Here is a 23752-nt window from a genome sequence, read left to right as displayed (position 1 = left end):
CCCAACGGGAGGGGACGGGCCGGAGGGGCCGGTGTTTGGGACGTAAAGCGACAGCAGTCCCAAACACCGGCCCCGCAGGCCCGTCACCGCACCCAACACAAACCCAGCCCGCCGCAGGCGCAACGGCCAGACGACCCGCGGCGCCGCAGACAGCCACGTACGCGGCGCCGCAAAGCGCAACGGCGAGCAACCCCCGCGGCGGGGACGGCCAAGTACGTGGGAGGCACCGCAAAGCGCAGCGCCCCGCGGCGGGAAAGCCAACTACGTGGGCGTACCCCGAAGGCGGGCGTAGCCCGCATCCGTGAGGGAGCCGTGCAGGCGCAGGCGCGCGATGCCGCCGTCCGGGAAGATGTCGAGGCGGACGTGTGTGACGGCGGGCGCGTCGTCGAGCAGGAAGCGGTGCACCGTGTCGGGCTGGAGGCGGGTGCGGGGCAGGAGTTCGGTCCAGGTGCCGTCCTCGCCGTCCCGGCCGGACAGGGCCGCCCAGCCGGCCGCGTTGCCCTTGAGGTAGCCGGTGTCGATCTCGACCGCGCGGATCACGGACTGCTCCGTGAGCCGGTAGCGGACCCAGTCGTTGCCGGTGGCGCGGCGCCGCCGGGTCTCCCAGCCGTCGTCCATCTTGCGGGAGCGGCCCGGCTGGATGGTGTGGGTGGGTGAGGAGTAGAAGCGGTCCGAGGCGTCCTCGACCCGGCCGCCGTTCTCCAGCGCGACGAGGTCGAAGGTGCCGAGCGCGGCGAGCCAGTCGGGGGCGGGGGCCACCTCGCCGTAAACCCGCAGGCGGGCGATGCCGCCGTCGGGGTGCTGGTTGAGCCGGAGGTGGGTGAAGCGCCGGGTGGGGTCCACGGTGAAGCCGTTGGCGGCGTGGCCGGCGATGGCGGTGCGCGGGACGAGCGGCGTCCAGGTCACGTCGGCCGCGAGCAGTTCCCCGGGCGAGGGCGTGCCCTCGGCGCAGGTGCCCTCGATGCTGACGGACTGCGGGTAGTTGCCGCGGAAGTGGGCGGTGTCGACGACGATGCCGTGGATCACGCCGGGCGCGCCGAGCCGGACGAGCGCCCAGTCGTGGTCCTCCTCGGCGGGGAACGGGTGCGCGCCGTCGGTGCCGCGGCGGCGCCGGGTTTCCCAGCCGTCCATGATCTTGCCCTTGTGGCCGAACAGCTCGGGGTCGAAGTGGGCGGGCTCGGGCTTGAGGAGGTTCTCCCGCTCGGCGAAGAACTCGTCGTTGGCGGCGATCACGCCGGCGCCGAGCCGGCGGTCGGCGAGGTCGGGGAGGTGGGTGAAGGGGAAGCCGGCCGCGCCGGGGGTGCGGTAGTCGGCGTACGGGTCGCCGCCCTGGTAGGGGCCGGCATCGCCGGTGTAGCGGGGTATGCCGTCGGTGGTCATGCGCGCTGCGGCCTTTCGAGCAGTTCGCCGGTGGGTTCGGCGAGGGTGGTGCCGTCGTTGATCTGCCGGCCGCGCAGCCAGGTGGACCGGACGACGCCGTAGAGGGTCCTGCCGGCGTACGCGGTGATCTTGTTGCGGTGCTGGAGGGCCTGCGGGTCGACGGTGAAGGTCTCGTCGGGCGCGAGCACCGTGAAGTCGGCGTCCCGGCCTGCCTCGATGGCGCCCTTGCGGTCGAGGCCGACGAGGGCGGCGGGGGCGGTGGACATCCAGCGCACGACGTCGTCGAGGCTGTGGCCGCGTTCGCGGGCCGCGGTCCAGATGGCGGGCAGGCCGAGCTGGAGGGAGGAGATGCCGCCCCAGGCCGCGCCGAAGTCGGCGGTCTTGAGGTCGGCGGTGGAGGGTGAGTGGTCGGAGACGATGCAGTCGATGGTGCCGTCGGCCAGGCCCTCCCACAGCGCGTCCTGGTTGGCGGCCTCGCGGATCGGCGGGCAGCACTTGAACTCGGTGGCGCCGTCCGGGACTTCCTCGGCGGTCAGGGTGAGGAAGTGCGGGCAGGTCTCGACGGTGACCTTGACGCCCTCGCGCTTGGCGGCGGCGATCAGCGGCAGCGCGTCGCTGGAGGACAGGTGCAGCACGTGGACCCGGGCGTCGAGCTGCTTGGCGAGCACGATGAGCCCGGCGATGGCCTCGTTCTCGGAGATGCGGGGGCGGGAGGCGAGGAAGTCGGCGTACTTGGGGCCGTGCGGTTCGGGTGCCTCGTCGAGGTGGCCGGGGTCCTCGGCGTGCACGATCAGCAGTCCGTCGAAGCCGGCGATCTCGCCGAGCGCGGCGGCCAGCTGTTCCTGGTCGACCTCGGGGAACTCCTCCACGCCGGAGGGCGAGAGGAAGCACTTGAAGCCGAAGACGCCGGCGTCGTGCAGCGGGCGGAGGTCCTTGACGTTGCCGGGGATGGCGCCGCCCCAGAAGCCGACGTCGATGTGTGCCTTGCTGCGGGCGACCTCGCGCTTGGTGTCGAGGTGGGCGGTGGTGGTGGTCGGCGGCAGGCTGTTGAGCGGCATGTCGACGAGGGTGGTGATACCGCCGGCCGCGGCCGCGCGGGTGGCCGTCCAGAAGCCCTCCCACTCAGTGCGGCCGGGGTCGTTGACGTGGACGTGGGTGTCGACGAGGCCGGGCAGCAGGACGTCGTCGCCGACGTCCGTGAGCCGCGCCCCGGCCGGTACCTCGGCGTCGTGCGGCAGCACCGCGGCGATCCTGCCCTCCTTGACGGCGACGGACGCGGCGCGCGTGCCCTCCGGCGTCACGACGCGCGTGGAGCGCAGCACCAGCTCGATCTCGGACACCCGGTCCCCTCCTCATATCGTGTCTTCATGGTCGCGTGGCGGCGCGGCGGAATGCCGCCGTCGGCGCAGCCGGATCCGGAATTCGGAATCTGGAATTCAGGATTCAACAGTCTGTTGAATGAGTCTTCACTCCGGACCCCGGCCCGTCAAGACCCTTCCGCGGCCACCGGCGCGACCGCCGGGCCGGCGATCCGGGGGCCGTCCGTCCGCTCCTCGGCCGCCGGGCCGACCTGCGCGGGGATGATCCCGTCCGGGATCGGACCGCCCCCGGACGGCACCCGTCCCTCGCGGGAGACCGCGGCGTAGATCCCGCCGGACAGCGCCATCCCGAAGATCCAGGAGAACGGCGCGACCGCGTCGAAGGCCGGCACCAGGGCGAGCGCGGCGGAGACCGCGGCGGCCGGGAGGAAGGCGATCACGGCCTTCGGGTTGTAGCCCCGGCGGTAGTAGTACGCGCCGGCGGCATCGGCGGAGAAGAGCGCGTCGACGTCGATCCGGCCCCGGCGCACCAGGTAGTAGTCGACGAGCAGGATGGCCACCAGGGGGCCGAGGAAGGCGCCCAGCGCGCCGAGGAAGTACTGGATCACCAGCGCCGAGGAGTACAGCTTCCAGGGCATGACGAGAACGGCCAGCACCGCGGTGATCATGCCGCCGCGCTTGAAGTCGAGGTACTTCGGCGCGAGGTTGGCGAAGTCGTAGGCGGGCGAGACGAAATTGGCGACGACGTTGATGCCGATGGTGGCGACGATGAAGGCCAGGGCGCCGATCACGGTGACCACCGGGTCGTCGATCTTCTGGATCACCTTCACCGGGTCGTAGATCGCCTCCCCGAAGACCGCGATGGTGCCCGCGGTGACCAGTACGGCGACGACCGCGAAGGCGGTGAAGTTCACCGGCAGCCCGATCAGGTTGCCGCGGCGGTAGGAGCGGTGGTCGGGCGTGAAGCGGGCGAAGTCGGCGTAGTTGAGGACCAGGGTGAGGAAGGTGGCGACGGTCAGGCTGACCGCGATCAGGCTCTGCTGGAGCTGCGCGGAACCGCTGAGTCCGGTGAGGCTGCGGGTCAGCGAGATCTCCCCGTGCGCCTTGATCACCAGGTAGACGGCGAGCGCCAGCACCACCAGCCAGACCACCGGCCCGGTCGCGAAGTCCTGGACCTTGCGGATGAATTCCATGCCCCGGGTCAGCAGTACGGCCTGCAGCCCCCACATCACCATGAAGGCGGTCCAGCCCAGGGTGGACAGGCCCAGCACCGAGTTGTGGTTGTACGCGTCCAGGCCCGGCGCGATCTGCAGGGTCAGCAGGACCACGGCGGTCGAGGCCAGCCAGGTCTGGATGCCGTACCAGGCCACGGCCATGACCGCCCGGAGGAGGGCGGGGATGTTGGCGCCGTAGACGCCCCAGCTCGCGCGGGCGAGCACGGGGTAGGGCACGCCGGTCCGGTGGCCGGCATGACCCATGCGGTTCATCAGCCGGTGGACGATCGTGATGCCGACCAGCAGGGACAGGAAGACCTCCCAGGCGGGCAGCCCCAGCACGAAGAGGCTGGCGGCGAAGGCGTAGTTGCTGATCGCGTGGGTGTCGGACATCCAGAGCGCGAAGATGCTGTACGTGCCCCAGGTGCGGGTGGCGGCCGGCGCGAGGTCGGCGTTGAAGAGCCGCGGGTCCGGCTGCGGGTGCTGCGGGGATGTCGTCACGTGTCCTCCCAGGCAGGTTGGGTGGAGCTCAGGGCGAGAGTGGGCAGAGTTGTCAGATGTCTGATGTCTGTGCGGAAAAATCGGTGTGCCGTGGAGAGTTCTGGGCGCGCCCCAGGTCGAGGTGGGTGCTCAGCGGCCAGGAGCCGATGACCTTGGGCCGGGGCGGGGCGAAACTGCGGCTCCTGCTGGTGGCCAGTCCGAGGCCGACGACCGCCTCGGCGAACTTCACCGCGGCCGCGACCCCGTCGACGACCGGCACCCCGAGCTCCGCCGCGACCTTCTCGTCCAGTCCGGCCATCCCGCCGCACCCGAGGCAGATGACCTCGGCGCCGGCCCGGACGACCGCCCGGGCGGTCTCGATGATCACCTCGACCGTGCGCTCCGGATCCTCCTCCAGTTCCAGCACCCCGAGCCCGGTGCCCCGGACGCCGGCGCAGCGCTGGAGCAGTCCGGCGGTCAGCAGCCGGTCCTGGATCTGCGGTACGGCGCGGTCGAGGGTGGTGACGACGCCGTAGGCGTGGCCGAGCATCATCGCCATCTGGGCGGCGCTCTCGGTGATGTCCAGTACGGGGACGTCGAGCAGTTCCTGGGCGCCCTCCCGGCCGGGCTCGCCGAAACCGGCCATGACCAGGGCGTCGAAGGGCGTATCGAGGGTGGCGAGCCGGTCGAGGACGGCCGCGGCACTGAGGTAGCCCTCGAAATGTCCCTCGATCGACACCGGTCCCCACAGGGGTTCTGTGGCGACGATTTCGGTGCCCGGCGCGGCGGCCGCGGTGGCGGTGGCGCGGATCGACGCGGTCATGGAAGCCGTGGTGTTCGGGTTCATGACGAGTATGCGCATGACGCTCCAACGATTTGGAGGATTCCACAGAATGGACAGTAGGTTTCGCGCAGCAGAACGTAACTACGGCCACTGGCACCGTCAAGGGATCGCGACTACCCGCCTGTCCGACACCCCCTACGGTGGGACAAAGAGGGCCTGACCGGCGAGAACGAGTGTGCGAAGGACGATGTGTCAACGTGGGGGGACCGGTAGGCTGGCGCGGTCGGGCCCGGCGCCCGCAAGTCCCAGCCGAGACCGATCCGACCCGCCCCGAAAGGAACGCGCCGTGCCGCCGTCCAGCGCCAGCACCTCCGCCGCCGAAGCCAAGCCCGCAGGCGCCAGCGGCGGTGTCCAGTCCCTCGAGCGCGCCTTCGACCTGCTGGAGCGGATGGCCGACGCCGGTGGCGAGGTCGGCCTGAGCGAGCTCTCCGGCAGCAGCGGACTGCCGCTGCCCACCATCCACCGCCTGATGCGCACGCTCGTCGCCTGCGGGTACGTCCGCCAGCAGCCCAACCGCCGGTACGCGCTCGGCCCCCGGCTGATCCGGCTCGGCGAGAGCGCCTCCCGGCTGCTGGGCACCTGGGCCCGGCCGTTCCTGGCCCGCCTGGTCGAGGAGACCGGCGAGACCGCCAACATGGCGCTGCTCGACGGTGACGAGATCGTCTACGTCGCCCAGGTCCCGTCCCGGCACGCGGTCCGGATGTTCACCGAGGTCGGCCGCCGCGTCCTGCCGCACTCCACCGGCGTCGGCAAGGCCCTGCTGGCCAACCACCCGCCCGAGGAGGTCCGCGCGCTGCTCGGCCGTACGGGCATGCCCGCCGCGACCGAGAAGACCATCACCGAACCGGAGCGCTTCCTGGAGGCGCTCGCCGACGTCCGCCGGCTCGGCTACGCGGTGGACGACAACGAGCAGGAGATCGGCGTCCGCTGCCTCGCGGTGCCGGTGCCCAACTCTCCCACCTCCGCGGCCATTTCGATCTCCGGTCCGACCGGCCGGGTGACGGAGGCGGCGACGGACAAGATCGTCCCGGTACTGCAGGACGTCGCGGCCCAGCTGTCGGTCGCCCTCGCCAACCAGACACCGGCGTAACGCCCGCGGGACCCCGGCCGGGGGCGGCACGACCGCCCCGGTCACCGGCCTTGTTGATCACTGGCCCTTATTGATTACCGGCCTCACCGACACCGGCCGTCCTGGTCACCGGCCGCCCGGCAGCTGGCCGAAACGGTCGATGCCCGCACGCACCTCGCTCAGTGCGGGCGAGAGCGCACTCACCGAACCGACCGCCCCGGCGATCAGCAGTAACGAGCGGCGCAGCCGGGGCACCTCCGGCAGCCCGTGACTGACCATCGCATCCAGTGCGGCCAGCTCCTCGTCGGCGGCCGCCCGGTCCGGCAACTCCCCCGGCAGCACGGCCAGTTGGCGCCGCAGCCGGGCCACCGCCCCGCGCAGCTCGGCCACCCGCGGGTCCCCGTCGGCCCCGGTCACCCGTACGTCCCCCTGCAGTTGTTCCACAACGACGGCTGCCCTCCCAGGCCGTTGCCCGTCCCACAATGCGGGACAGTTAACGCCACTGCGTGCTGCCCGCGCCACACGGAGCGCGAAAAAACCACCGGTCGAACGTCTCCGCCACCCACCCCTTCGGGGGATGGGCGGCGGGAGGTGGTGCGGGGGAGGCGGTGCGGGTCAGTCCTGCTTCGGCTGGACCGCGTTGCGCCAGACGCGGACGTCGACGGTCATGTAGCTGCTGGGGTCGGACTTGGGTGCGAACCCCTTGAAGGTGATCAGTGCGACATGGCCGTAGTCGGTGGTCAGGCAGATCTGCGCGCCCTTGGTGAGCTGCTTGGTCAGGATGCTCTCGGTGAACCGGGTCTCGTTGCGGCAGGTGTCGAGGGAGCCCTGCTCGCCCGGGTTCAGCAGCACCAGCTTGCCGTTCTCGGTGCCGACCTGGTCGTCCGAGTAGCTGTTGTCCTGGTAGGAGAAGTCGACGTCGGTGTCGTTGTCCGAGTTGGTCGGCTTCATCGACTCGTCGGCCATCGACAGGTGGTAGTCGTCCGGCAGGTTGATGTTCTTGAAGTCGACCGGCGTCGGGTCCTGCACGGGCGCGGCGGGCGTGCTCGTGCCGTCCCCGCCCGGCGTGGCGGTCGGGTCCGTGCTCGGCGTCGCCGAGGCACCGCTGTTCTTGGCCTTGGCGCTGCCGTCGGCCTGGTTCTTCTTCGTCTGCCCGGTGTCCTTCATCAGGGCGTAGACGACCCCGCCGCCGGCACCGGCGAAGGCCAGCAGGCAGACCAGCACCAGCGCCGTGACCAGGCCCTTGCGCTTCTTCTTCGGCGGCTGCGGGGCCGGCGCGGCGGCGGCCGGGTAGGCGGCGGTGGGGCCGGTGGCCGTCGGGCCGGCCGGGGTGGCGACGGTGGGGGCGGTCGCGATGGGCGTGGGGCCCGTGGCGGCCGGTGCGGCGGCCGGCGTCCCCTGCGCGGTGGCGCCGACGGTCGGTGCGTAGGCCGCGGGGCCGAAGCCCGGCGGCGGGGTCTGCGGGTGGTCCAACTGGGTCGGCACCGGCGGGACGGTGGGCGCCGGCTGGACCGGCGGCTGGGCGGGCGGCACGGGCGGCTGCGCGGGCCTGGCCGGGGCGCCGGCGGTCGGTGCCTCCAGCGGGGGCGGCGGGGTCTGCACGGGCGCCGGGGCCGCGGTCCGCGTGGTGATGTCGGCGGCGACGGCGCTGGGCAGCCAGTCCTCGGGACGCCGCAGCTGGGTCTGCCCGGAGGCCGCCCCGCACAGCGCGATCACCTCGGCCACCGACGGCCGGTCCGCGGCGTCCTTGGCCAGGCAACGGCCGACCAACTCCCGCAGTTCCTCGGGGAGTCCGGTCAGGTCCGGCTCCTCGTGGACGATGCGGTAGAGCACGCCGTGCGAGGTGCCCTCGCCGAACGCCGGGGTGCCGATCGCCGCGTACGCCGCGACCTGGCCCAGCGCGAAGACGTCGGTGGCCGGGCTGATGGTGCTGCCGGCGGCCTGTTCGGGCGCCATGAAGGTGGGCGTGCCGACCGTGACGCCACTACTGGTGAGCGAGGTCGCGTCGGCGGCCCGGGCGATACCGAAGTCGATCACCCGCGGGCCGTCCGCGGCCAGCAGCACGTTGGACGGCTTGAGGTCGCGGTGCACGATGCCCGCCCCATGGATGACCTGCAGCGCCTCGGCGATGCCGGCGACCAGCAGCAGGACCGTGGGGACCGGGAGCCGGCCGTGTTCGGCGACCGCCGCGGAGAGCGAGGGGCCGGGGACGTAGGCGGTGGCGAGCCATGGGCTCGGGCCGTCCGCATCACTGTCGATGACCGGCGCGGTGAACAGGCCCTGCACCCGCTGCGCGGACTGCACCTCCTGCTTGAAGCGGCGGCGGAACTCCGCGTCCTCGCTGAACTCGGGCCGGATCACCTTGATGGCCACCGGCCGGCCGCCCGGCGTGTACGAGAGGTAGACCTTGCCCATGCCGCCGGAACCGAGCTTGGCCGTGAGGCGGTAGCCCGCGATCGCCCGCGGGTCGTCGCCCTCCAGCGGCTGGAAGATCCCGGACGAGCCCACACTGTTCACCACGAACGTCCCCCGACTTCAGAAAATGGCCCGGTCCGCCCCACCGGCAGACGGCCAAGATTGCCCGCAACGGGGCAGAACCTTATCCGGCCGCACGCGGCACCGTGACATCGCCGGCCGAGCAGGGGGCGCCTTGTCCGAAGAGCCGGTTTCGCGACCGCTTTTCGCGGCGACTCCGGCTGCGGCCGGGCCCGGCGACGGGGGTCGAGGGAGCGCCGGCGCATGCATCACGCGCCCGTTCCCCGTATTGAACTGACCATGCGTCATGAGTGGCGTGCACATACGTTCCCCCTGCCACCCGTTGGCGTGGGCGCGGCCGAACCGATGCGTACAGAGGGGCAAGATGGAGCATTCTTCCCTCCGAGGAAATATCCGGCATATCACTGGATCGGAGAACGGCATGGAGCCCCAACCCGGCCCCGGCACCGGACCGAACCGTCACGACGTCAGCGTCGTGACGCTCATCTGCCGCGCGTTCGGCCTTTCCGACGCATCGGAAATCACCCTGGAACACATACACCGCTATGTGACCGAGCGGCGGCGCGCGGAGGAACGCACGCACGACCTGCGGGACCGGTTCCGGCCGAGCATCCCCCGCCAGCGCGCCGCCGACGATGCGGCCTGACCCACGGGCGACGACGGCCAACGACCCACGAGGCACGGTGCCATGAGGTAAGCAGTCCCCATGGCACCGACCTCGCCGAACGGAACATCCGAAGCGAACGAAACATCCGAAGCGATCGAAAACTCGACAGCGAACGAAACCTCCGAAGCGCCACAGGCGCGGAGCACGACGTCCCGGCCCGAGGGGAGGGTGGCCGGCCTGCTGCTCGCCGCGGGCGGCGGCCGGCGCCTGGGAGGACGACCGAAGGCGCTGCTCGACCACCGGGGACGGCCGCTGGTCGAGCACGCGGCAGCGGTCCTGCGGGACGGCGGCTGCCGGCCGGTGCACATCGTGCTCGGCGCGGCCGCCGACTCCGTACGCGCCCGGGCCGACCTCGCCGCATACGGGGTTTCGGTCAACCCCGACTGGGCGCAGGGCATGGGCTCCTCGCTCCGGGTGGGGCTCGCCGCACTGGCCGGTGAGGGGGCGGACGCCGTGGTGGTGTCACTCGTCGACCAGCCCGGCATCGGAGCCGCGGTGGTGGCCCGGCTGATCGAGGCGTACACCGCGGGGGCGGACCTGGTGGCGGCCGCGTACGACGGCCGGCGCGGCCACCCCGTCCTCTTCGGGGCCGGGCGCTGGGCCGGGATCGCCGCGACCGCGGAGGGCGACCGCGGCGCCCGCGCCTACCTCCAGCAGCATGTGAACGCGCTCACGCTGGTCGAGTGCGGCGACATCGCCGAGCCGTACGACATCGACACCCCGGAGGACCTGTACCGCCTGGAGTGACGCCCGGGCCGGCGCGGTTCACCAGGGCTGCACGGCCCCCGGGGGCGTGTGATGGAGAGTGACCGGTGTGGCACCGAGAGCCATTCGATCACCACTTCTGTCGACCCTGAGAATCTCGACATCAACAAACCATTGAAGTTCCGCGATAAGGAAACTAGTCTCCACTGGTCAGAAGCGCCCTGAATCCAGACGGCGCCCGCGACCGTATCCCGGAGCCCGCGGCACCCCGTGCCGCCCGGCGTCCCGGCGGCCGCCAGGCACCGCCGCTGAATGGAGTGACAGCTCATGTCCGCACCAGCGCCGTCCCCGCTGGCCATCGTCGAAGTCGACCCCGCCCACACCCCGGAACGGCAGGGCGAGGTCCTCACCGACGCCGCGCTCGCCTTCGTCGCCGAGCTGCACCGCCGGTTCACCCCGCGCCGTGACGAACTGCTCGCCCGCCGCGCCGAGCGCCGTGCGGAGATCGCCCGGACCAGCGCGCTGGACTTCCTCCCGGAGACCGCGCAGATCCGCGCCGACGACAGCTGGAAGGTCGCCGAGGCGCCCGCCGCGCTCAACGACCGGCGGGTGGAGATCACCGGCCCCACCGACCGGAAGATGACCATCAACGCGCTCAACTCGGGCGCCAAGGTCTGGCTCGCCGACTTCGAGGACGCCTCGGCCCCCACCTGGGAGAACGTCGTCGGTGGCCAGATCAACCTGATCGACGCCTACGAGCGCCGGATCGACTTCACCGACCCGAAGTCCGGCAAGTCGTACGCCCTCAAGCCCGCCGAGGAGCTCGCGACCGTCGTGATGCGCCCGCGCGGCTGGCACCTCGAGGAGCGGCACCTCCAGTTCGAGGGCCGCCCGGTCCCCGGCGCCCTGGTCGACTTCGGCCTGTACTTCTTCCACAACGCCAAGCGGCTGCTGGACCTGGGCAAGGGCCCGTACTTCTACCTCCCGAAGACCGAGTCCCACCTGGAGGCCCGCCTCTGGAACGACATCTTCGTCTTCGCGCAGGACTACGTCGGCATCCCCCAGGGCACCGTCCGCGCCACGGTCCTCATCGAGACCATCACCGCGGCGTACGAGATGGAGGAGATCCTCTACGAACTCCGCGACCACGCCTCCGGACTGAACGCCGGCCGCTGGGACTACCTCTTCTCCATCGTCAAGAACTTCCGCGACGGCGGCGAGAAGTTCGTCCTGCCGGACCGCAACGCGGTGACGATGACCGCGCCGTTCATGCGCGCCTACACCGAACTACTGGTCCGCACCTGCCACAAGCGCGGTGCGCACGCGATCGGCGGCATGGCGGCCTTCATCCCCAACCGCCGCGACCCGAAGGCCAACGAGAAGGCACTGGCCAAGGTCAAGAACGACAAGGACCGCGAGGCCGGGGACGGCTTCGACGGCTCCTGGGTCGCCCACCCCGACCTGGTCCCGGTCGCCCGCGCGTCCTTCGACGCGGTCCTCGGCGACAAGCCGAACCAGAAGGACCGGCTGCGCGAGGACGTCTCCGTCGCGGCGGCCGACCTCATCGCGATCGACTCCCTGGACGCCAAGCCCACCTACCAGGGCCTGGTGGACGCCGTCCAGGTCGGCACCCGCTACATCGAGGCATGGCTGCGCGGCCTGGGCGCCGTCGCCATCTTCGGCCTCATGGAGGACGCCGCCACCGCCGAGATCTCGCGCTCGCAGATCTGGCAGTGGGTGGACGCCGGGGTGACCTTCTCCGACGGCCGGCGGGTGACCGCCGACCTGGTCCGCAAGATCGCCGAGGAGGAACTCGTCGCCATCCGCGACGAGATCGGCGAGGACGCCTTCACCTCCGGCAAGTGGCAGCAGGCCCACGACCTCCTGCTCAAGGTCTCCCTGGACGCGGACTACGCGGACTTCCTGACGCTGCCGGCGTACGAACTGCTCGGCTGAGCAGCCCGTTCAGGCAGGAACACCGAAGGGCCGGTACGAACCGCCGTACCGGCCCTTCGGCATGCCCCAGTACCACCGCCGGCATGCCGCCGCTCCCCCCGCTGGAACCCGCTTGTGTCGGGCGGCGTTGTCAGTGCCGGATCTTACGATGTGCACATGAAGGATCACGAAGCGCTACGAGCGCATGAAGTGCTGGTCAGGGGCGGCGGCTTACGTCCCGTCGGGCTGGGCGGGGGACGGCGGTTCGCGCTCTGGGAGCTGGCGTCGCTGGCGGAGCTGGCGCCGGGCGAGACGGTCGAGCCGGAGGGGCTCGGGGTGGGCGGGGAACGGCGGGTGCGGAAGCGATTGGGGAGGTGGCGCACTGGAAGCACGGCCTGACGCTGGAGTGGGTCGCCGAGCGGCCGAGATACGAAGTGGTCGGGGCCGGCGAGGAGTTGGTGTTCCGGGTGTGGCTGGGCGGGCAGTGGGTGCCGCTTCTTGTCGCCGGGCGGAGTGGTGGCCGGTTGCTGCTGCGGCAGGTGGAGCCGCGAGTGGGAGCGGGCGCCCGATTCCTGTGACGTCGGGGAGCCGGAGGGGCTGGCGTACAAGATCCGCGGGTTCGAGCGGGTGGCCCGGGAGGACGGTTGGCGGGTGGTGACGCCGGGGCCGGTGGTGGATCCGGAGTTGCCACCGCCGTCCTGGGAGCGGAGGGCAGGGTGGTGAGCCTGCCGCGTACGCTGGCCCCGTGACGATGCACAAGGCGGTCGATGTGAGTGTCGACGCGATGCTTGCGGACCTCAGGACACTGGTCGAGATCGAGTCTCCCTCGCGTGATGTCGACGCCTTGCGGGCCTCGGCGAAAGCGGTGGCCGCCGTCATCGAGAACCGTCTCGGCGGGCGGGCCGTTCTGGTGGAGAGCGAGGCCGGACCGCACGTCCGCTGGTCCGGTGGCGGCGATCCGAAGGTGCTGCTCCTCGGGCACCATGACACGGTGTTTCCGCTCGGCACCCTGGAGCGCCGCCCGTTCCGGGTCGAGGACGGGCATGCCACCGGCCCCGGGGTCTTCGACATGCTCGGCGGTCTGGTGCAGGCCGTTCATGGCCTGGCCGCGCTCGACGACCGGTCGGGCGCCGAGATCCTGGTGACCGCCGACGAGGAGGTCGGCTCCCGCTCCTCCCGTGCGCTGATCGAAGAACGAGCCCTTGCGTGCGGGGCGGTGCTGGTCTTCGAGGGCGCCGCGGACGGTGGGGCACTGAAGACCGGCCGGAAGGGCTGCGGCACGTTCCAGGTCGTCATCAAGGGCCGGGCGTCACACGCCGGACTGGAGCCCGCGGCCGGGGTCAACGCCCTGGTCGAAGCGGCACACCAGGTGCTGGACATCGCGGCACTCGCCCGACCCGGGACCGGCACGACCGTCACCCCGACCGTCGCGTCCGCAGGCACCCTCGACAACGTCGTTCCCGCGGAGGCGACCGTGGTCGTCGACGTCCGGGTCGAGTCGGCCGACGAGAAGGAACGCATCGAATCCGCGTTCGCGGCACTGGCTCCGCATCTCGACGAGGCGCAGGTGGCGGTGACGGGAGGCATCGGCCGCCCGCCGATGCCCGAGTCGGCGTCGGCCGGGCTCTTCGCGCTGGCCCAGCGGCTGCTTCCCGGCATCGAAGCCACGGCGGTCGGCGGCGGAAGCGACGGCAACTTCACGGCCGCACTCGGGGTGCCCACGCTCGACGGCCTCGGAGCGGTCGGCGGCGGCGCCCACGCCGACCACGAGTACCTGGTCGTCGACACGATGGCGGAACGGGCACACCTCGTCACCGGACTGGTGAAGGCGCTTCAGGAAGCGTAGGAGGGCGGGGCCCGCCCGCCGCCGGGTCGCGGGACCCGGCCGCGGGCGCTGTGTTCCCCGGCCTTCGGCCTCGCCGCCCCCGCCCTTCGGCCTCACCGTGTGGTGAAGGCACCGCCGTTGACGTGGAGGGTCTGGCCGGTGATGTGCCGGGCGCCCGGGGAGGCGAGGAAGTACGCCGTCTCGGCGATGTCCTCGACCGTGCCGGGCCGCTTGTTGTGCGTCTCCGCGACGAGCGCGCTCTGCCGCTCGTCGGTCAGCCGGCCCTGGAAGAAGTTGGTACCGGCGATATAGCCCGCGGAGATGACGTTGCTGGTGATGCCGAGGGGGCCGAGCTCGGCCGACAGTGCGGCGTTCCATGCGGCCAGTGCGGCTTTGGCCGCGCCGTAGGAGCCGCCTCCGCGTTCGGCTCCGATCGAGCCGATGCTGAGGACGGAACCGCCCGAAGTGAGCTTGTCCCGAACCGAGGTGGTGGTCAGGACCGCGCCCAGCAGGTTCTGCGCCAGGTTGGCCTGCCACTGGGCCAGTACCGCCTCCAGAGCCGGTCCGTCACCCGGCGTTCCTTGGGGCAGACCGCCGGACGCGTTGACGAGTACGTCCAACTCGCTGAAGTGGGCGGCGAGTTCCGTCACCTGTCCGGGGTCGGTGGCATCGCAGACCGCGCCCTGTACGCCCAGTTCCGCGGCGGCCTGCTCGACGGTGTCGGCGTGGCGCCCGGTGATGTGGACCTCCGCGTGGTCGGCGGCGAATCGTGCGGCGATCGCTCGGCCGATACCGCTGGTTCCTCCGGTGATGAGCACGGTGCGGGTCATGGGGCCCTTCCCCTCGCTGCTACGTTTAGGTCTAAACACAACCGTACACGCAAGGGATCAAGGGGTCGCGCCGTGGCTGAACCCACCTCCGCAGCAGGGGACTTCGTGCCCTCTTATCCCGCCGCGCGGATCGCCGCGGCCTGGCGGCGGGAACGCCCCGGGACCCCCACCGAGTCGATCGAGATCGTCACGCCCTTGTGGTGGCTGGCGAAGCTGTTCGCCAATGACCGCAACCGGGTACTGCGGGAAGCGGGGATCGATGCGGCCACCCTCGACCTGCTGTCCGTCATCCGGCGTTCCGGACCGCCGTACGCCCTGAGCACCCGCGAGATCGCCGAACTGACGCTGGTGACCGCGGGGGCCATCTCACAGCGCGTGGCCCGGGCGGAGCGGGACGGCCTGGTCCGGCGGAGCCCGGGGACCACCGGCCGCCGCACCGTGCTGGTGTCACTGACGCCCGACGGCCATGCCCTCATCGAGCGCTCCGTCGACGCCGTCCTGGGCCGCGAGGCCACCCTCGTCAGCGATCTGTCGGCGGACGAACGCGACGCCCTCGTCACGCTGCTGGAGAAGCTGATGACCGACGTCCGGCGGCGCACGTCCCACGCCGAGGACTGAGCCGGTCCGTCAGGTACCCGGCACCGGGGAGGTCACGGGGCGGATCCGGCGCCGGCGCGGTGGGTGGCGGCGTATTCGGCGAAGAAGGCCGCCTCGGCGAGCAGGGCGGCGCGGAGTTCGGAGAGCAGTACGCGCTCGTCGGGGGCGTGCAGGTTGCAGAGGTTGTCCTCGGCGCCGAAGAGCAGGATCTCGGCGTCCGGTACGGCCCGGGCCAGACCGTTGACGAGCGGGATGGAGCCGCCGGTGGCGGTGTGGACGGGTTCGGCGCCCCAGGCGCGGCGCAGGGCGGTGCGGGCGGCGCGGTAGGCGGGGCCGTCGGTGGCCGCCTCGTATCCGGGGCCGGCGTCGGTGGGCGTGACGGTGAGGGGGATGCCGTAGGGGCGCAGGCGCGTCAGGTGGCGGACGAGGGCGGTCTGGGCCTGGTGCGGGTCCTGCCGGGGGTGGATGCGGAGGTTGAGCTTGGCGCGGGCGTACGGGACGACGGCCGAGGCGCCGCGCTCGACGGACGGGGCGTCCAGGCCGGTGACGGTGAGGGCGGGGCCGCTCCAGAGGCGTTCGCCCAGGCCGCCGGAGCCGATGAGCGGGGTGCCGTGCGGGACGCCGGCCAGTTCGCGGAACTCGTCGTCGGTGAAGGTGGTGCCGTGCCACGGTTCGCGGCGCAGGCCCTCGACCGCGACGTCGCCGTGCACGTCGTGGAGGGTGGCGAGGGCCTTGAGCAGGACGAGCAGGGCGTCCGGGGCGGCACCGCCGTATTCGCCGCTGTGTACGGCGGCGTCGAGGGTGCGGACCTCGACGTGGACGACGACCGAGCCGCGCAGGGCGGTGGTGAGGGTGGGTGTGCCGGGGCGGATGCTGCCGGTGTCGGCGATGATCATCGCGTCACAGGCGAACAGGCCGGGCTCGCTGGGCGGGTAGTCCTCGAAGGCGCTGCCGTACTCCTCCTGGCCTTCGAAGACGATCCGGATGCCGACCGGCGGGCGGCCGCGGTAGGCCCGTAGCGCGCCGATGTGGACCAGGAGGTTGGCCTTGTCGTCGGCGATGCCGCGGGCGCGGATGCCGCCCTCGATGTCGGTGGGTTCGAACGGTGGTGAGGACCAGAGCCGTTCGTCGCCGGGCGGCTGGACGTCGTAGTGGCCGTAGAGCAGGACGGTGGGGGCGTCGGGGGTGGGCGGTGGGACGGAGCCGGTGATGACGGGGGCGGTGTGCGGGAGGTTGAGCTCGCCGATGTCGGCCACGCCGGCGTCCCTGAGGAGGGCCACGACGAGGTCGCGGGCCTGCAGGACCGGCTCGGGCGAGAAGCCGGGGAAGGCGATCGAGGGGATGGCGGCGAGCCGCTTGAGGTCGGCACACACCCCGTCCATCAGGGCGTCGACGGTGTCCTCCAGGGCCGGGGCGCCGGAGCCCCGGGCGGGTGGATCGTTGGTTTCCTGATTCACCGCGGAACCCCTTTCCGTGGCACCGGACCGGTGCGCGCACTTGCTGTGCTGACGTCATTTCAGGGCGAAGGAAGCATATCGGCCATAGCGGGGCGAGGGGCAGGAGGCGGGCGGCGGGCGGCGCGGCCCGTTCGCCGCTGGGTCGCCGCACGGGCCGTCGGGGTGGACAACCGTGGCCCGCCGAAAGGGAGTTGGGTCCGCCCGGACGGCTGTACGACCTTCCTCAAGTCTGGTAGGAAAGCTTCCTAACGATTGGGGAATCCCGAACCCCCCACGGCTCGCCTGACTGGAGGACCAACTCCATGCGCACCCGATCGACAGCCGGCAGGACCCGCCCCCTGCTCTCCCGGACCAGCGTCCGGGTCGCCCTGGGCGTCGCCCTCGTCGCCGTACCGGCCACCGCCGTCGCCACCACGGCGATCCCCGCCGACCACCACCGCCCGGCCGCCGCCCACGACGCCGCGCGGACCGCCCGGGCCGCGACCGGCCTGGACGACCCGGCGAAGAAGGAGATCGCCATGCAGCTGGTCTCCAGCGCGGAGAACTCCTCGCTGGACTGGAAGGCCCAGTACAAGTACATCGAGGACATCGGCGACGGCCGCGGCTACACCGGCGGCATCATCGGTTTCACCTCCGGCACGCACGACATGCTCGAACTCGTCGAGCTCTACACACAGCGCAAGCCCGGCAACGTCCTCGCCAAGTACCTCCCCGCACTGCGCGAGGTGGACGGCAGCGACTCGCACGAGGGCCTGGACCCCAACTACACCAAGGACTGGAAGAAGGCCGCCCAGGACCCGGCGTTCCAGCAGGCCCAGAACGACGAGCGGGACCGGGTCTACTTCAACCCCGCGGTCAAGCGGGGCAAGGCCGACGGGATCGGCGTCCTGGGCCAGTTCGCGTACTACGACGCGCTGGTGATGCACGGTGACGGCGACGACCCGACGAGCTTCTCCGGCATCCGCAAGCGGGCGCTGGCCAAGGCGAAGCCGCCGGCCCAGGGCGGCGACGAGAAGACGTACCTCAATGCCTTCCTCGACGCCCGGGTCTGGGCGATGAAGCAGGAGGAGGCGCACAGCGACACCAGCCGGGTGGACACCGAGCAGCGGGTGTTCCTCAAGAACGGCAACCTCGACCTGCACACCCCGCTGGACTGGAAGGTCTACGGGGACAGCTACCACATCGGCTGAGCCACGAGCACCGGAACGTCCCGTAGGAGAACGGCAGTTGCCGCTTTCCTACGGGCCGTAGCCGTGCGGGTTCCGTAATGCCGCCGCGCCCAACGTCAGTGGGCCGGGGTGGTCGCCGGCTCCCCGCTGTCATCCACCGCGCCGCGGTCGGGTTGGTGCGGGATCTGTGGATCGCCGGGCGCGGCCTCCGCGGCCGCTTCCTCTGCCTCTGCCTCTGCCTCCGGGTCTCGCCTCCCGAAGTGGTTGAAGGCGAGGTTGAGGACGATGGCGACCAGACAGCCGGTGCTGATGCCGGAGTCCAGCACGACCAGCAGGTCCTTGGGGAGGTTGTGGTAGAAGTCCGGCGCGGCGATCGGGATCAGGCCGATGCCGACGGCGGCCGCGACGATCAGCGCGTTGTCGCCCTTCTCCATCGCCGCGGTGGCCAGCGTCTGGATGCCGCTGGCGGCCACCGAGCCGAAGAGCACGATCCCGGCGCCGCCCAGGACCGGCAGCGGCACCAGCGAGATCACGGACGCGGCGATCGGGCAGAGCCCCAGCACGATCAGGATCAGGCCGCTGGTCGCCACCACGAACCGGCTGCGCACCTTGGTCATCGCGACCAGGCCGATGTTCTGGGCGAAGGCGCTGTTGGCGAAGCCGTTGAAGAGCGGGCTGAGCGCCGTGCCGAGGGTGTCGGCGCGCAGTCCGCCCTCGATGGTGCGCTCGTCCGCCGGGCGGTCGACGATCCGGCCGAGGGCGAGCATGTCGGCCGTCGACTCGGTCATACAGACCAGCATCACGATGCACATCGAGACGATCGCGGCGACGTCGAACTCGGGGGCGCCGAAGTGGAACGGCGTCGGGAAGCCGATCCGGCTCGCCTTGGTGATCGCGGAGAAGTGGGTGATGCCCACGGGGATGGCGATCAGGGTGCCGGCCATCAGGCCGAGCAGGATGGCGATCTGCTGGAGGAAGCCGCGCAGCACCCGGCGCAGGACCAGCACGATCAGGAAGGTCAGCGCGGCCATCCCGATGTTCGTCAGCGAACCGTAGTCGGGCGCCGCCTCGTTGCCGCCCTGGGACCACCGGAAGGCGACCGGGAGCAGGGAGACGCCGATCAGGGTGATGACGGTGCCGGTGACGACCGGCGGGAAGAACCGGACCAGCTTGGAGAAGTAGGGGGCGAGGACGAAGCCGAGCACCCCGGCGACGATCACCGCGCCGAAGATGATCGGCAGGGCGTGCTGCGGGCTCTGGGCCTTGCCGATGGCGACCATCGGCGTGACGCCGGCGAACGAGACGCCGTTGACGAACGGGAGCTTGGCGCCGACCTTCCAGAAACCGAGGGTCTGCAGGAGGGTGGCGATGCCCGCGGTGAAGAGGCTGGCGCCCATCAGGAACGCGGTCTCGGTGGCGCTCAGCCCGCAGGCCGGCCCCACGATCATCGGCGGGGCCACCACACCCGCGTACATGGCGGCCACGTGCTGCAGGCCGCTGGTGAACATCTTGAAGGGCGGGAGGGTCTCGTCGACCGGATGCTTCCGGTCCCCCTCCGACTTCTGCCCGGTAATTGCGGCCACTGCGGGCCTCCTGTCGATTTCTGCGTCGCCGGGGCCGGCGAGGCGAGGCTGTCACGGAGGGCTTGCCATGTGGTGCGGGGTGGAGAAGTCGCCTGGTGAGCGTCGAGTGGTGGGCCGCGCTTGTGGCGCAGGTACGGGCGAACCGGACCGACCGGCCCGGGGGTACGAGAAGTCCCGCACCCCCGGGGTCCGGCGCTTGCGGATCCCGCTCGGATCCACAAGCTCAGCCGGGAGCCGTCCCTCCCGGCCGAGTTGGGGGGTTTCGTCGGCGGCGGTGCCGCGCCGGGGGTCAGCCCTCGGCGGCGATCCGGGCCAGACGCTGCGCCTCGGCCCGCGCGGTGCGGGCGATGGCGTCCTCGTCGACGTTGGTGAGGTGGTTGTCCTCGACGACCGGCTTGCCGTTGACGAGGGAGAGGGTGACCGGTGCGGCGGCGCCGAAGACCAGCGCGGTGACCGGGTCGGCGATGGAGGAGTGGCCGAGTCCGTCGAGCTTCCAGAGCACCAGGTCGGCGAGCTTGCCGGGCTCCAGCGAGCCGATCTCGGCGGTCCGGCCGAGGACCTGCGCACCGCCGTAGGTGCCCAGGCGGAGGGACTTGCGGGCGTTGAGGGCGGCCTCGCGGTGGCTGCCGAGGCGGTTGATCAGCAGGGCGTTGCGCAGCTCGGTGTGGAGTTCACCGGACTCGTTGGAGGCGGTGCCGTCGACGCCGAGGCCGACCGGGACGCCGGCCGCGAGCATGTCGGGGACGCGGGCGATACCGGCCGCCAGGCGGGCGTTGGAGGACGGGCAGTGCGCGACGCCGGTCTTCGTCCGGGCGAAGGCCGCGATGTCCGAGTCGGTCATGTGGACGCAGTGCGCCATCCACACGTCCTCACCGAGCCAGCCGGTGGACTCGAAGTAGTCGGTCGGGCCCATGCCGAACAGCTCGTGGCAGAACTTCTCCTCCTCCACCGTCTCCGAGCCGTGGGTGTGCATGCGTACGCCCTTGCGGCGGGCCAACTTGGCGCCCTCCCGCAGGAGTTCGGTGGAGATGGAGAACGGCGAACAGGGTGCGGCGGCGATGTGCACCATCGAGCCGAAGGAGGCGTCGTGGTGCTTGTCGATGGCCTCCTCGGTGCCCAGCAGGGCACCCTCGGTGGTCTCGACGGCGAAGTCCGGGGGCAGGCCGCCGTCCTTCTCGCTGCGGTCCATGGAACCGCGGGCCAGGGTGATCCGGGCGCCGATCTCGGCGGCCGCGGCGAGCTCGGCGCTCACCAGGTCACCGGAGCCGTGCGGGAAGACGTAGTGGTGGTCGGAGGCGGTGGTGACGCCGCCCTTGACCATCATGCCGAGCGAGCCCTGGGTGGCCGCGGCCAGCATCTCCGCGTCGATCCGGGCCCAGGTCGGGTACAGCGCGACCAGCCAGTTGAACAGGTTGTGGTCGGTGGCCAGGCCGCGGGTGATCCACTGGTAGAAGTGGTGGTGGGTGTTGACCAGGCCCGGGGTGGCGAGGTGCCCGGTGCCGTCGACCCGGCGGACGACGTTCTCCAGCCCCTCGGGGGCTTGGCCGGCGCCCACCGACTCGATGATGTTGTCGGCGACGACCAGGTAGCCGGAGGCGTACTCGGTGTCGTCGGCGTCGACGGTGGCGATGGCGCAGTTCTCGATGACGATGCGCTGCTTCACCGCGCTGTCAGGGGATGCCGATGCAGCCATGGTGCTGTCCTCGTACTTTCGGTGATGGCGGTTGGGCACGGCATGGCCCTAGGGGATTTGAGTGCCGGAGCCGGGCGAGGCGGCTGACAGTACCGCTGCCCGTGGGGTGCTCCGGGTGCCGAGATGGTGGAAGAACAGGTTGAGTGCGACCGCGACCAGTGCTCCGGCGCTGATCCCGGAGCCGAGCACGGTCTGTGCCCAGGCGGGGAAGTCCGCGTAGAAGGTCGGCGCGGCGAGCGGGATGATGCCCGCGCCGAGCGACACGGCCACCAGGATGATGTTGGAGCTGTCGTCGAGACCGGCCTCGGAGAGCGTACGGATACCGCTGACCGCGATCGATCCGAACAGGACGATACCCGCACCGCCGAGCACCGGCATCGGCACCAGCGAGACCACGGCGCCCAGGACGGGGAAGGCGCCGAGGACGAGGAGCGCGGCGCCGGACAGTGCGACGACGTACCGGCTGCGGACCCGGGTCAGCGAGACCACTCCGACGTTCTGCGCGAAGGCGCTGGTCGGGAAGCCGCCGAAGACCGGTCCGAGGAGGGTGGCGATGCCGTCGGTGCGCAGTCCGCGGGTGATGGTGGCGCCGGTGGTGGGCCGGTCGCAGATCTCGCCGAGGGCCAGCATGCCGGCCGAGGACTCCGTCATCAGCACCAGCATCACGATGCACAGCGAGAGGACCGCGGCGGGCTGGAATTCGGGCGGGCCGAAGGAGAACGGGGTGGGCAGTGCGGCGATCGGGGCGGAGCGCAGTCCCTCGAAGCTCGCCATCCCGAACGGGATCGCGGCGAGGGTGCCGACGACCAGGCCGATCAGCAGCGCGATCTGCTTGACGAAGCCCTGGGTGAAGCGCTGGATCAGCAGGATCACCACGAGGGTGAAGGCGGCGAGCGCCAGGTTGCTCATGTCGCCGAAGTCGGCGGCGTGCTTGTCGCCGCCCTGGGCCCAGCCGACCGGTACGGGCATCAGGGTGACCCCGATGAGGGTGATCACCACGCCGGTGACCAGCGGCGGGAAGAACCGGAGCAGCTTCCCGAAGAACGGGCCGATCGCGAGGCAGAAGACCCCGGCGACCATCACCGCGCCGTAGATGGCGGGGAGTTGGTGACCTTTGGCGGTGGTCTCGGCGATGGCGAGCATCGGGGTGATGCCGGCGGAGCTGGCCGCGTTGACGAACGGCAGCCGGTTGCCGGCGAACTTCCGGATGCCGAGCGTCTGCAGGAGCGTGGCGAGCCCGGCGATGAGCAGGCTGGCGGCGATCAGCCGGGTCCGGCCCGCGGTGTCCAGGCCGACGGCCTGGCCGATGATGAGCGGAGGGGTGACGACGCCGGCGTACATGGCCGCGATGTGCTGGAGTGCGGCGGGGACGAGCCGCCTGGCCGCCGGCTTCTCGTCGACCGGATGGACCGGGGACGAGGGATGGTGCGGGACTTGCGATTGCTGTGCCATGGGTCGTTCCCCTCGGGTTCCGCGCCCCCTCCCCGCTGCGGTGCGAGGAGGGGACGCGAGGCACGGCGCTGCGTCTGAAGCCCTCAGAGGTTCGTCAGATCCACCGGGATCTTGGCTTCGACACCGTCGCGCAGAACAGTGGCTTCGATCAGGCCGTACGGGCGGTCCGCCGCGTAGTAGACCTCGTTGTCGTTCTTGAGCCCGAACGGCTCCAGGTCCACCAGGAAGTGGTGCTTGTTCGGGAGGGAGAACCGCACCTCGTCGATCTCGGAGCGGTTGTTGATGATGCGCGACCCCATCTGGTACAGGGTCTGCTGGAGCGAGAGGCTGTAGGTCTCGGCGAAGGCGTGCAGCATGTGCTTCTTCACCTGCTCGTACGAACGCTCCCAGTTGGGCATCCGCTGCTCGTCGTCGGTCCAGTTGAACCGCCAGCGGCCGGACACCTGCGTGGCGAGGATGCGGTCGTAGGCCTCCTTCAGCGTCGTGTACTTGTCCTTGATGTAGCCCCAGAACTCCGAGTTGGTGGAGTTCATCACCACGAGGTCCTTCAGACCCGAGATGACCTGCCACTGCTCGCCGTCATAGGTGATCTCGGTGACCCGGGTCTCCTGGCCCTTGCGGACGAAGGAGTGCTTGACCTCGTCCGAGCCGATGAACTTGGAGTTGGCGTCGGAGGTCTCGATCCGCTCCCAGGCGTACTCCTCGATGCGGATCCGGGCCCGGTGGATCGGCTCCTGGCTGGTCACGAAGTGCCGGGCCAGGTGGATGCCGAACTGCTCGGCCGACTCGATCCCGTAATCCTTGGCGAAGGCGTACACGGTGTTCTTGGTCGTGTCGGTGGGCAGGCAGTGGGCGTTGGAACCGGAGAGGTGGACCTCCTCCAGGTCGCCGGAGAGCGCGACGGAGACGTTCAGGTCCTTGATGTGGTGCGTGTCGCCGTCGCGGGTGATCTTGACGACGCGGTTTTCCGCCTTGCCGTACTGGTTCTGGCCGAGAATCACCGGGCGGGCCGGGCGGGAATGGGCAGTCATGTCGGT

General features: G+C 71.2%; 21 protein-coding genes. 9 read left to right on the top strand and 12 right to left on the bottom strand.

The window, feature by feature from the left end:
* Positions 1-261 precede the first annotated feature (261 nt).
* From alc to ACGF4C_RS36870, 4 genes are all read right to left on the bottom strand, one after another.
* Positions 262-1380: an allantoicase gene (alc, locus tag ACGF4C_RS36885; RefSeq protein WP_393572619.1), complete on the bottom strand. Its 1119-nt coding sequence runs from the start codon at positions 1378-1380 to the stop codon at positions 262-264.
* Positions 1377-2720, bottom strand: coding sequence for an allantoinase AllB (allB, locus tag ACGF4C_RS36880; protein WP_393572617.1), 1344 nt, complete (start codon positions 2718-2720; stop codon positions 1377-1379). Before allB ends, alc begins: the two co-directional genes overlap by 4 nt.
* A gap of 146 nt (positions 2721-2866) precedes the next feature.
* Entirely contained in the window at positions 2867-4414 is a 1548-nt protein-coding gene (locus ACGF4C_RS36875) for an NCS1 family nucleobase:cation symporter-1 (protein ID WP_393572615.1), read from the bottom strand.
* Between the two features lie 52 nt (positions 4415-4466).
* Entirely contained in the window at positions 4467-5255 is a 789-nt protein-coding gene (locus ACGF4C_RS36870; RefSeq protein WP_393572613.1) for an aspartate/glutamate racemase family protein, read from the bottom strand.
* 268 nt (positions 5256-5523) lie between these two features.
* Here ACGF4C_RS36870 and ACGF4C_RS36865 point away from each other — a divergent pair, with 268 nt between their 5' ends.
* Complete coding sequence (locus ACGF4C_RS36865; protein ID WP_393572611.1) at positions 5524-6327, top strand: IclR family transcriptional regulator; 804 nt, start codon at positions 5524-5526, stop codon at positions 6325-6327.
* A 105-nt stretch (positions 6328-6432) separates the two neighbouring features.
* Here the strand turns inward: ACGF4C_RS36865 and ACGF4C_RS36860 are convergent, their stop codons facing one another.
* Positions 6433-6723: a DUF5955 family protein gene (locus tag ACGF4C_RS36860; RefSeq protein WP_030415143.1), complete on the bottom strand. Its 291-nt coding sequence runs from the start codon at positions 6721-6723 to the stop codon at positions 6433-6435.
* A 198-nt stretch (positions 6724-6921) separates the two neighbouring features.
* The gene (locus tag ACGF4C_RS36855) at positions 6922-8826 is read right to left on the bottom strand and encodes a serine/threonine-protein kinase (protein ID WP_393572609.1); all 1905 of its coding nucleotides are present in this window, start codon (positions 8824-8826) and stop codon (positions 6922-6924) included.
* Between the two features lie 340 nt (positions 8827-9166).
* Between ACGF4C_RS36855 and ACGF4C_RS36850 the strand changes: the two genes are divergently transcribed.
* From ACGF4C_RS36850 to ACGF4C_RS36825, 6 genes are all read left to right on the top strand, one after another.
* Entirely contained in the window at positions 9167-9448 is a 282-nt protein-coding gene (locus ACGF4C_RS36850) for a hypothetical protein (RefSeq protein ID WP_234442243.1), read from the top strand.
* 189 nt (positions 9449-9637) lie between these two features.
* Complete coding sequence (locus ACGF4C_RS36845; protein WP_393572606.1) at positions 9638-10216, top strand: NTP transferase domain-containing protein; 579 nt, start codon at positions 9638-9640, stop codon at positions 10214-10216.
* A gap of 285 nt (positions 10217-10501) precedes the next feature.
* Positions 10502-12130 (top strand): malate synthase A, encoded by a 1629-nt coding sequence (gene aceB, locus ACGF4C_RS36840; RefSeq protein WP_393572604.1) that lies wholly within the window; start codon positions 10502-10504, stop codon positions 12128-12130.
* A gap of 156 nt (positions 12131-12286) precedes the next feature.
* Complete coding sequence (locus ACGF4C_RS36835) at positions 12287-12508, top strand: hypothetical protein (RefSeq protein WP_393572602.1); 222 nt, start codon at positions 12287-12289, stop codon at positions 12506-12508.
* Positions 12484-12687 (top strand): hypothetical protein, encoded by a 204-nt coding sequence (locus ACGF4C_RS36830; RefSeq protein ID WP_393572600.1) that lies wholly within the window; start codon positions 12484-12486, stop codon positions 12685-12687. Before ACGF4C_RS36835 ends, ACGF4C_RS36830 begins: the two co-directional genes overlap by 25 nt.
* A gap of 173 nt (positions 12688-12860) precedes the next feature.
* Positions 12861-13955 (top strand): M20 family metallopeptidase, encoded by a 1095-nt coding sequence (locus ACGF4C_RS36825; protein WP_393572621.1) that lies wholly within the window; start codon positions 12861-12863, stop codon positions 13953-13955.
* A gap of 92 nt (positions 13956-14047) precedes the next feature.
* Here the strand turns inward: ACGF4C_RS36825 and ACGF4C_RS36820 are convergent, their stop codons facing one another.
* On the bottom strand, positions 14048-14764 hold the full coding sequence (locus ACGF4C_RS36820; protein WP_393572598.1) for an SDR family NAD(P)-dependent oxidoreductase: 717 nt from the start codon (positions 14762-14764) through the stop codon (positions 14048-14050).
* Positions 14765-14836: 72 nt separating this feature from the next.
* Here ACGF4C_RS36820 and ACGF4C_RS36815 point away from each other — a divergent pair, with 72 nt between their 5' ends.
* Positions 14837-15382, top strand: a complete 546-nt coding sequence (locus tag ACGF4C_RS36815; protein ID WP_393572596.1) for a MarR family winged helix-turn-helix transcriptional regulator — start codon at positions 14837-14839, stop codon at positions 15380-15382.
* Between the two features lie 32 nt (positions 15383-15414).
* On the opposite strand, the gene ACGF4C_RS36810 is transcribed toward ACGF4C_RS36815, so the two are convergent.
* A complete protein-coding gene (locus tag ACGF4C_RS36810; protein WP_393572594.1) occupies positions 15415-16818 on the bottom strand; it encodes a M20/M25/M40 family metallo-hydrolase in 1404 nt (467 codons plus the stop codon).
* Between the two features lie 302 nt (positions 16819-17120).
* On the opposite strand from ACGF4C_RS36810, the gene ACGF4C_RS36805 reads away from it, so the two are divergent.
* Positions 17121-18008 (top strand): chitosanase, encoded by an 888-nt coding sequence (locus ACGF4C_RS36805; protein ID WP_393572592.1) that lies wholly within the window; start codon positions 17121-17123, stop codon positions 18006-18008.
* Positions 18009-18103: 95 nt separating this feature from the next.
* On the opposite strand, the gene ACGF4C_RS36800 is transcribed toward ACGF4C_RS36805, so the two are convergent.
* From ACGF4C_RS36800 to pucL, 4 genes are all read right to left on the bottom strand, one after another.
* On the bottom strand, positions 18104-19570 hold the full coding sequence (locus tag ACGF4C_RS36800; RefSeq protein WP_393572590.1) for a nucleobase:cation symporter-2 family protein: 1467 nt from the start codon (positions 19568-19570) through the stop codon (positions 18104-18106).
* A gap of 289 nt (positions 19571-19859) precedes the next feature.
* Positions 19860-21263, bottom strand: a complete 1404-nt coding sequence (locus tag ACGF4C_RS36795; RefSeq protein ID WP_393572588.1) for an 8-oxoguanine deaminase — start codon at positions 21261-21263, stop codon at positions 19860-19862.
* 48 nt (positions 21264-21311) lie between these two features.
* Positions 21312-22715: a nucleobase:cation symporter-2 family protein gene (locus ACGF4C_RS36790; protein ID WP_393572586.1), complete on the bottom strand. Its 1404-nt coding sequence runs from the start codon at positions 22713-22715 to the stop codon at positions 21312-21314.
* 83 nt (positions 22716-22798) lie between these two features.
* Positions 22799-23746, bottom strand: a complete 948-nt coding sequence (gene pucL, locus ACGF4C_RS36785; protein ID WP_393572584.1) for a factor-independent urate hydroxylase — start codon at positions 23744-23746, stop codon at positions 22799-22801.
* Positions 23747-23752: the final 6 nt, after the last annotated feature.

The sequence above is a fragment of the Streptomyces sp. NPDC048197 genome (assembly GCF_043202395.1).
In the GTDB taxonomy this organism is placed as follows: domain Bacteria; phylum Actinomycetota; class Actinomycetes; order Streptomycetales; family Streptomycetaceae; genus Streptomyces; species Streptomyces siderophoricus.
Note: the sequence above shows the minus strand (reverse complement) of the source record. Positions and strands in the feature narration are given on the sequence as shown.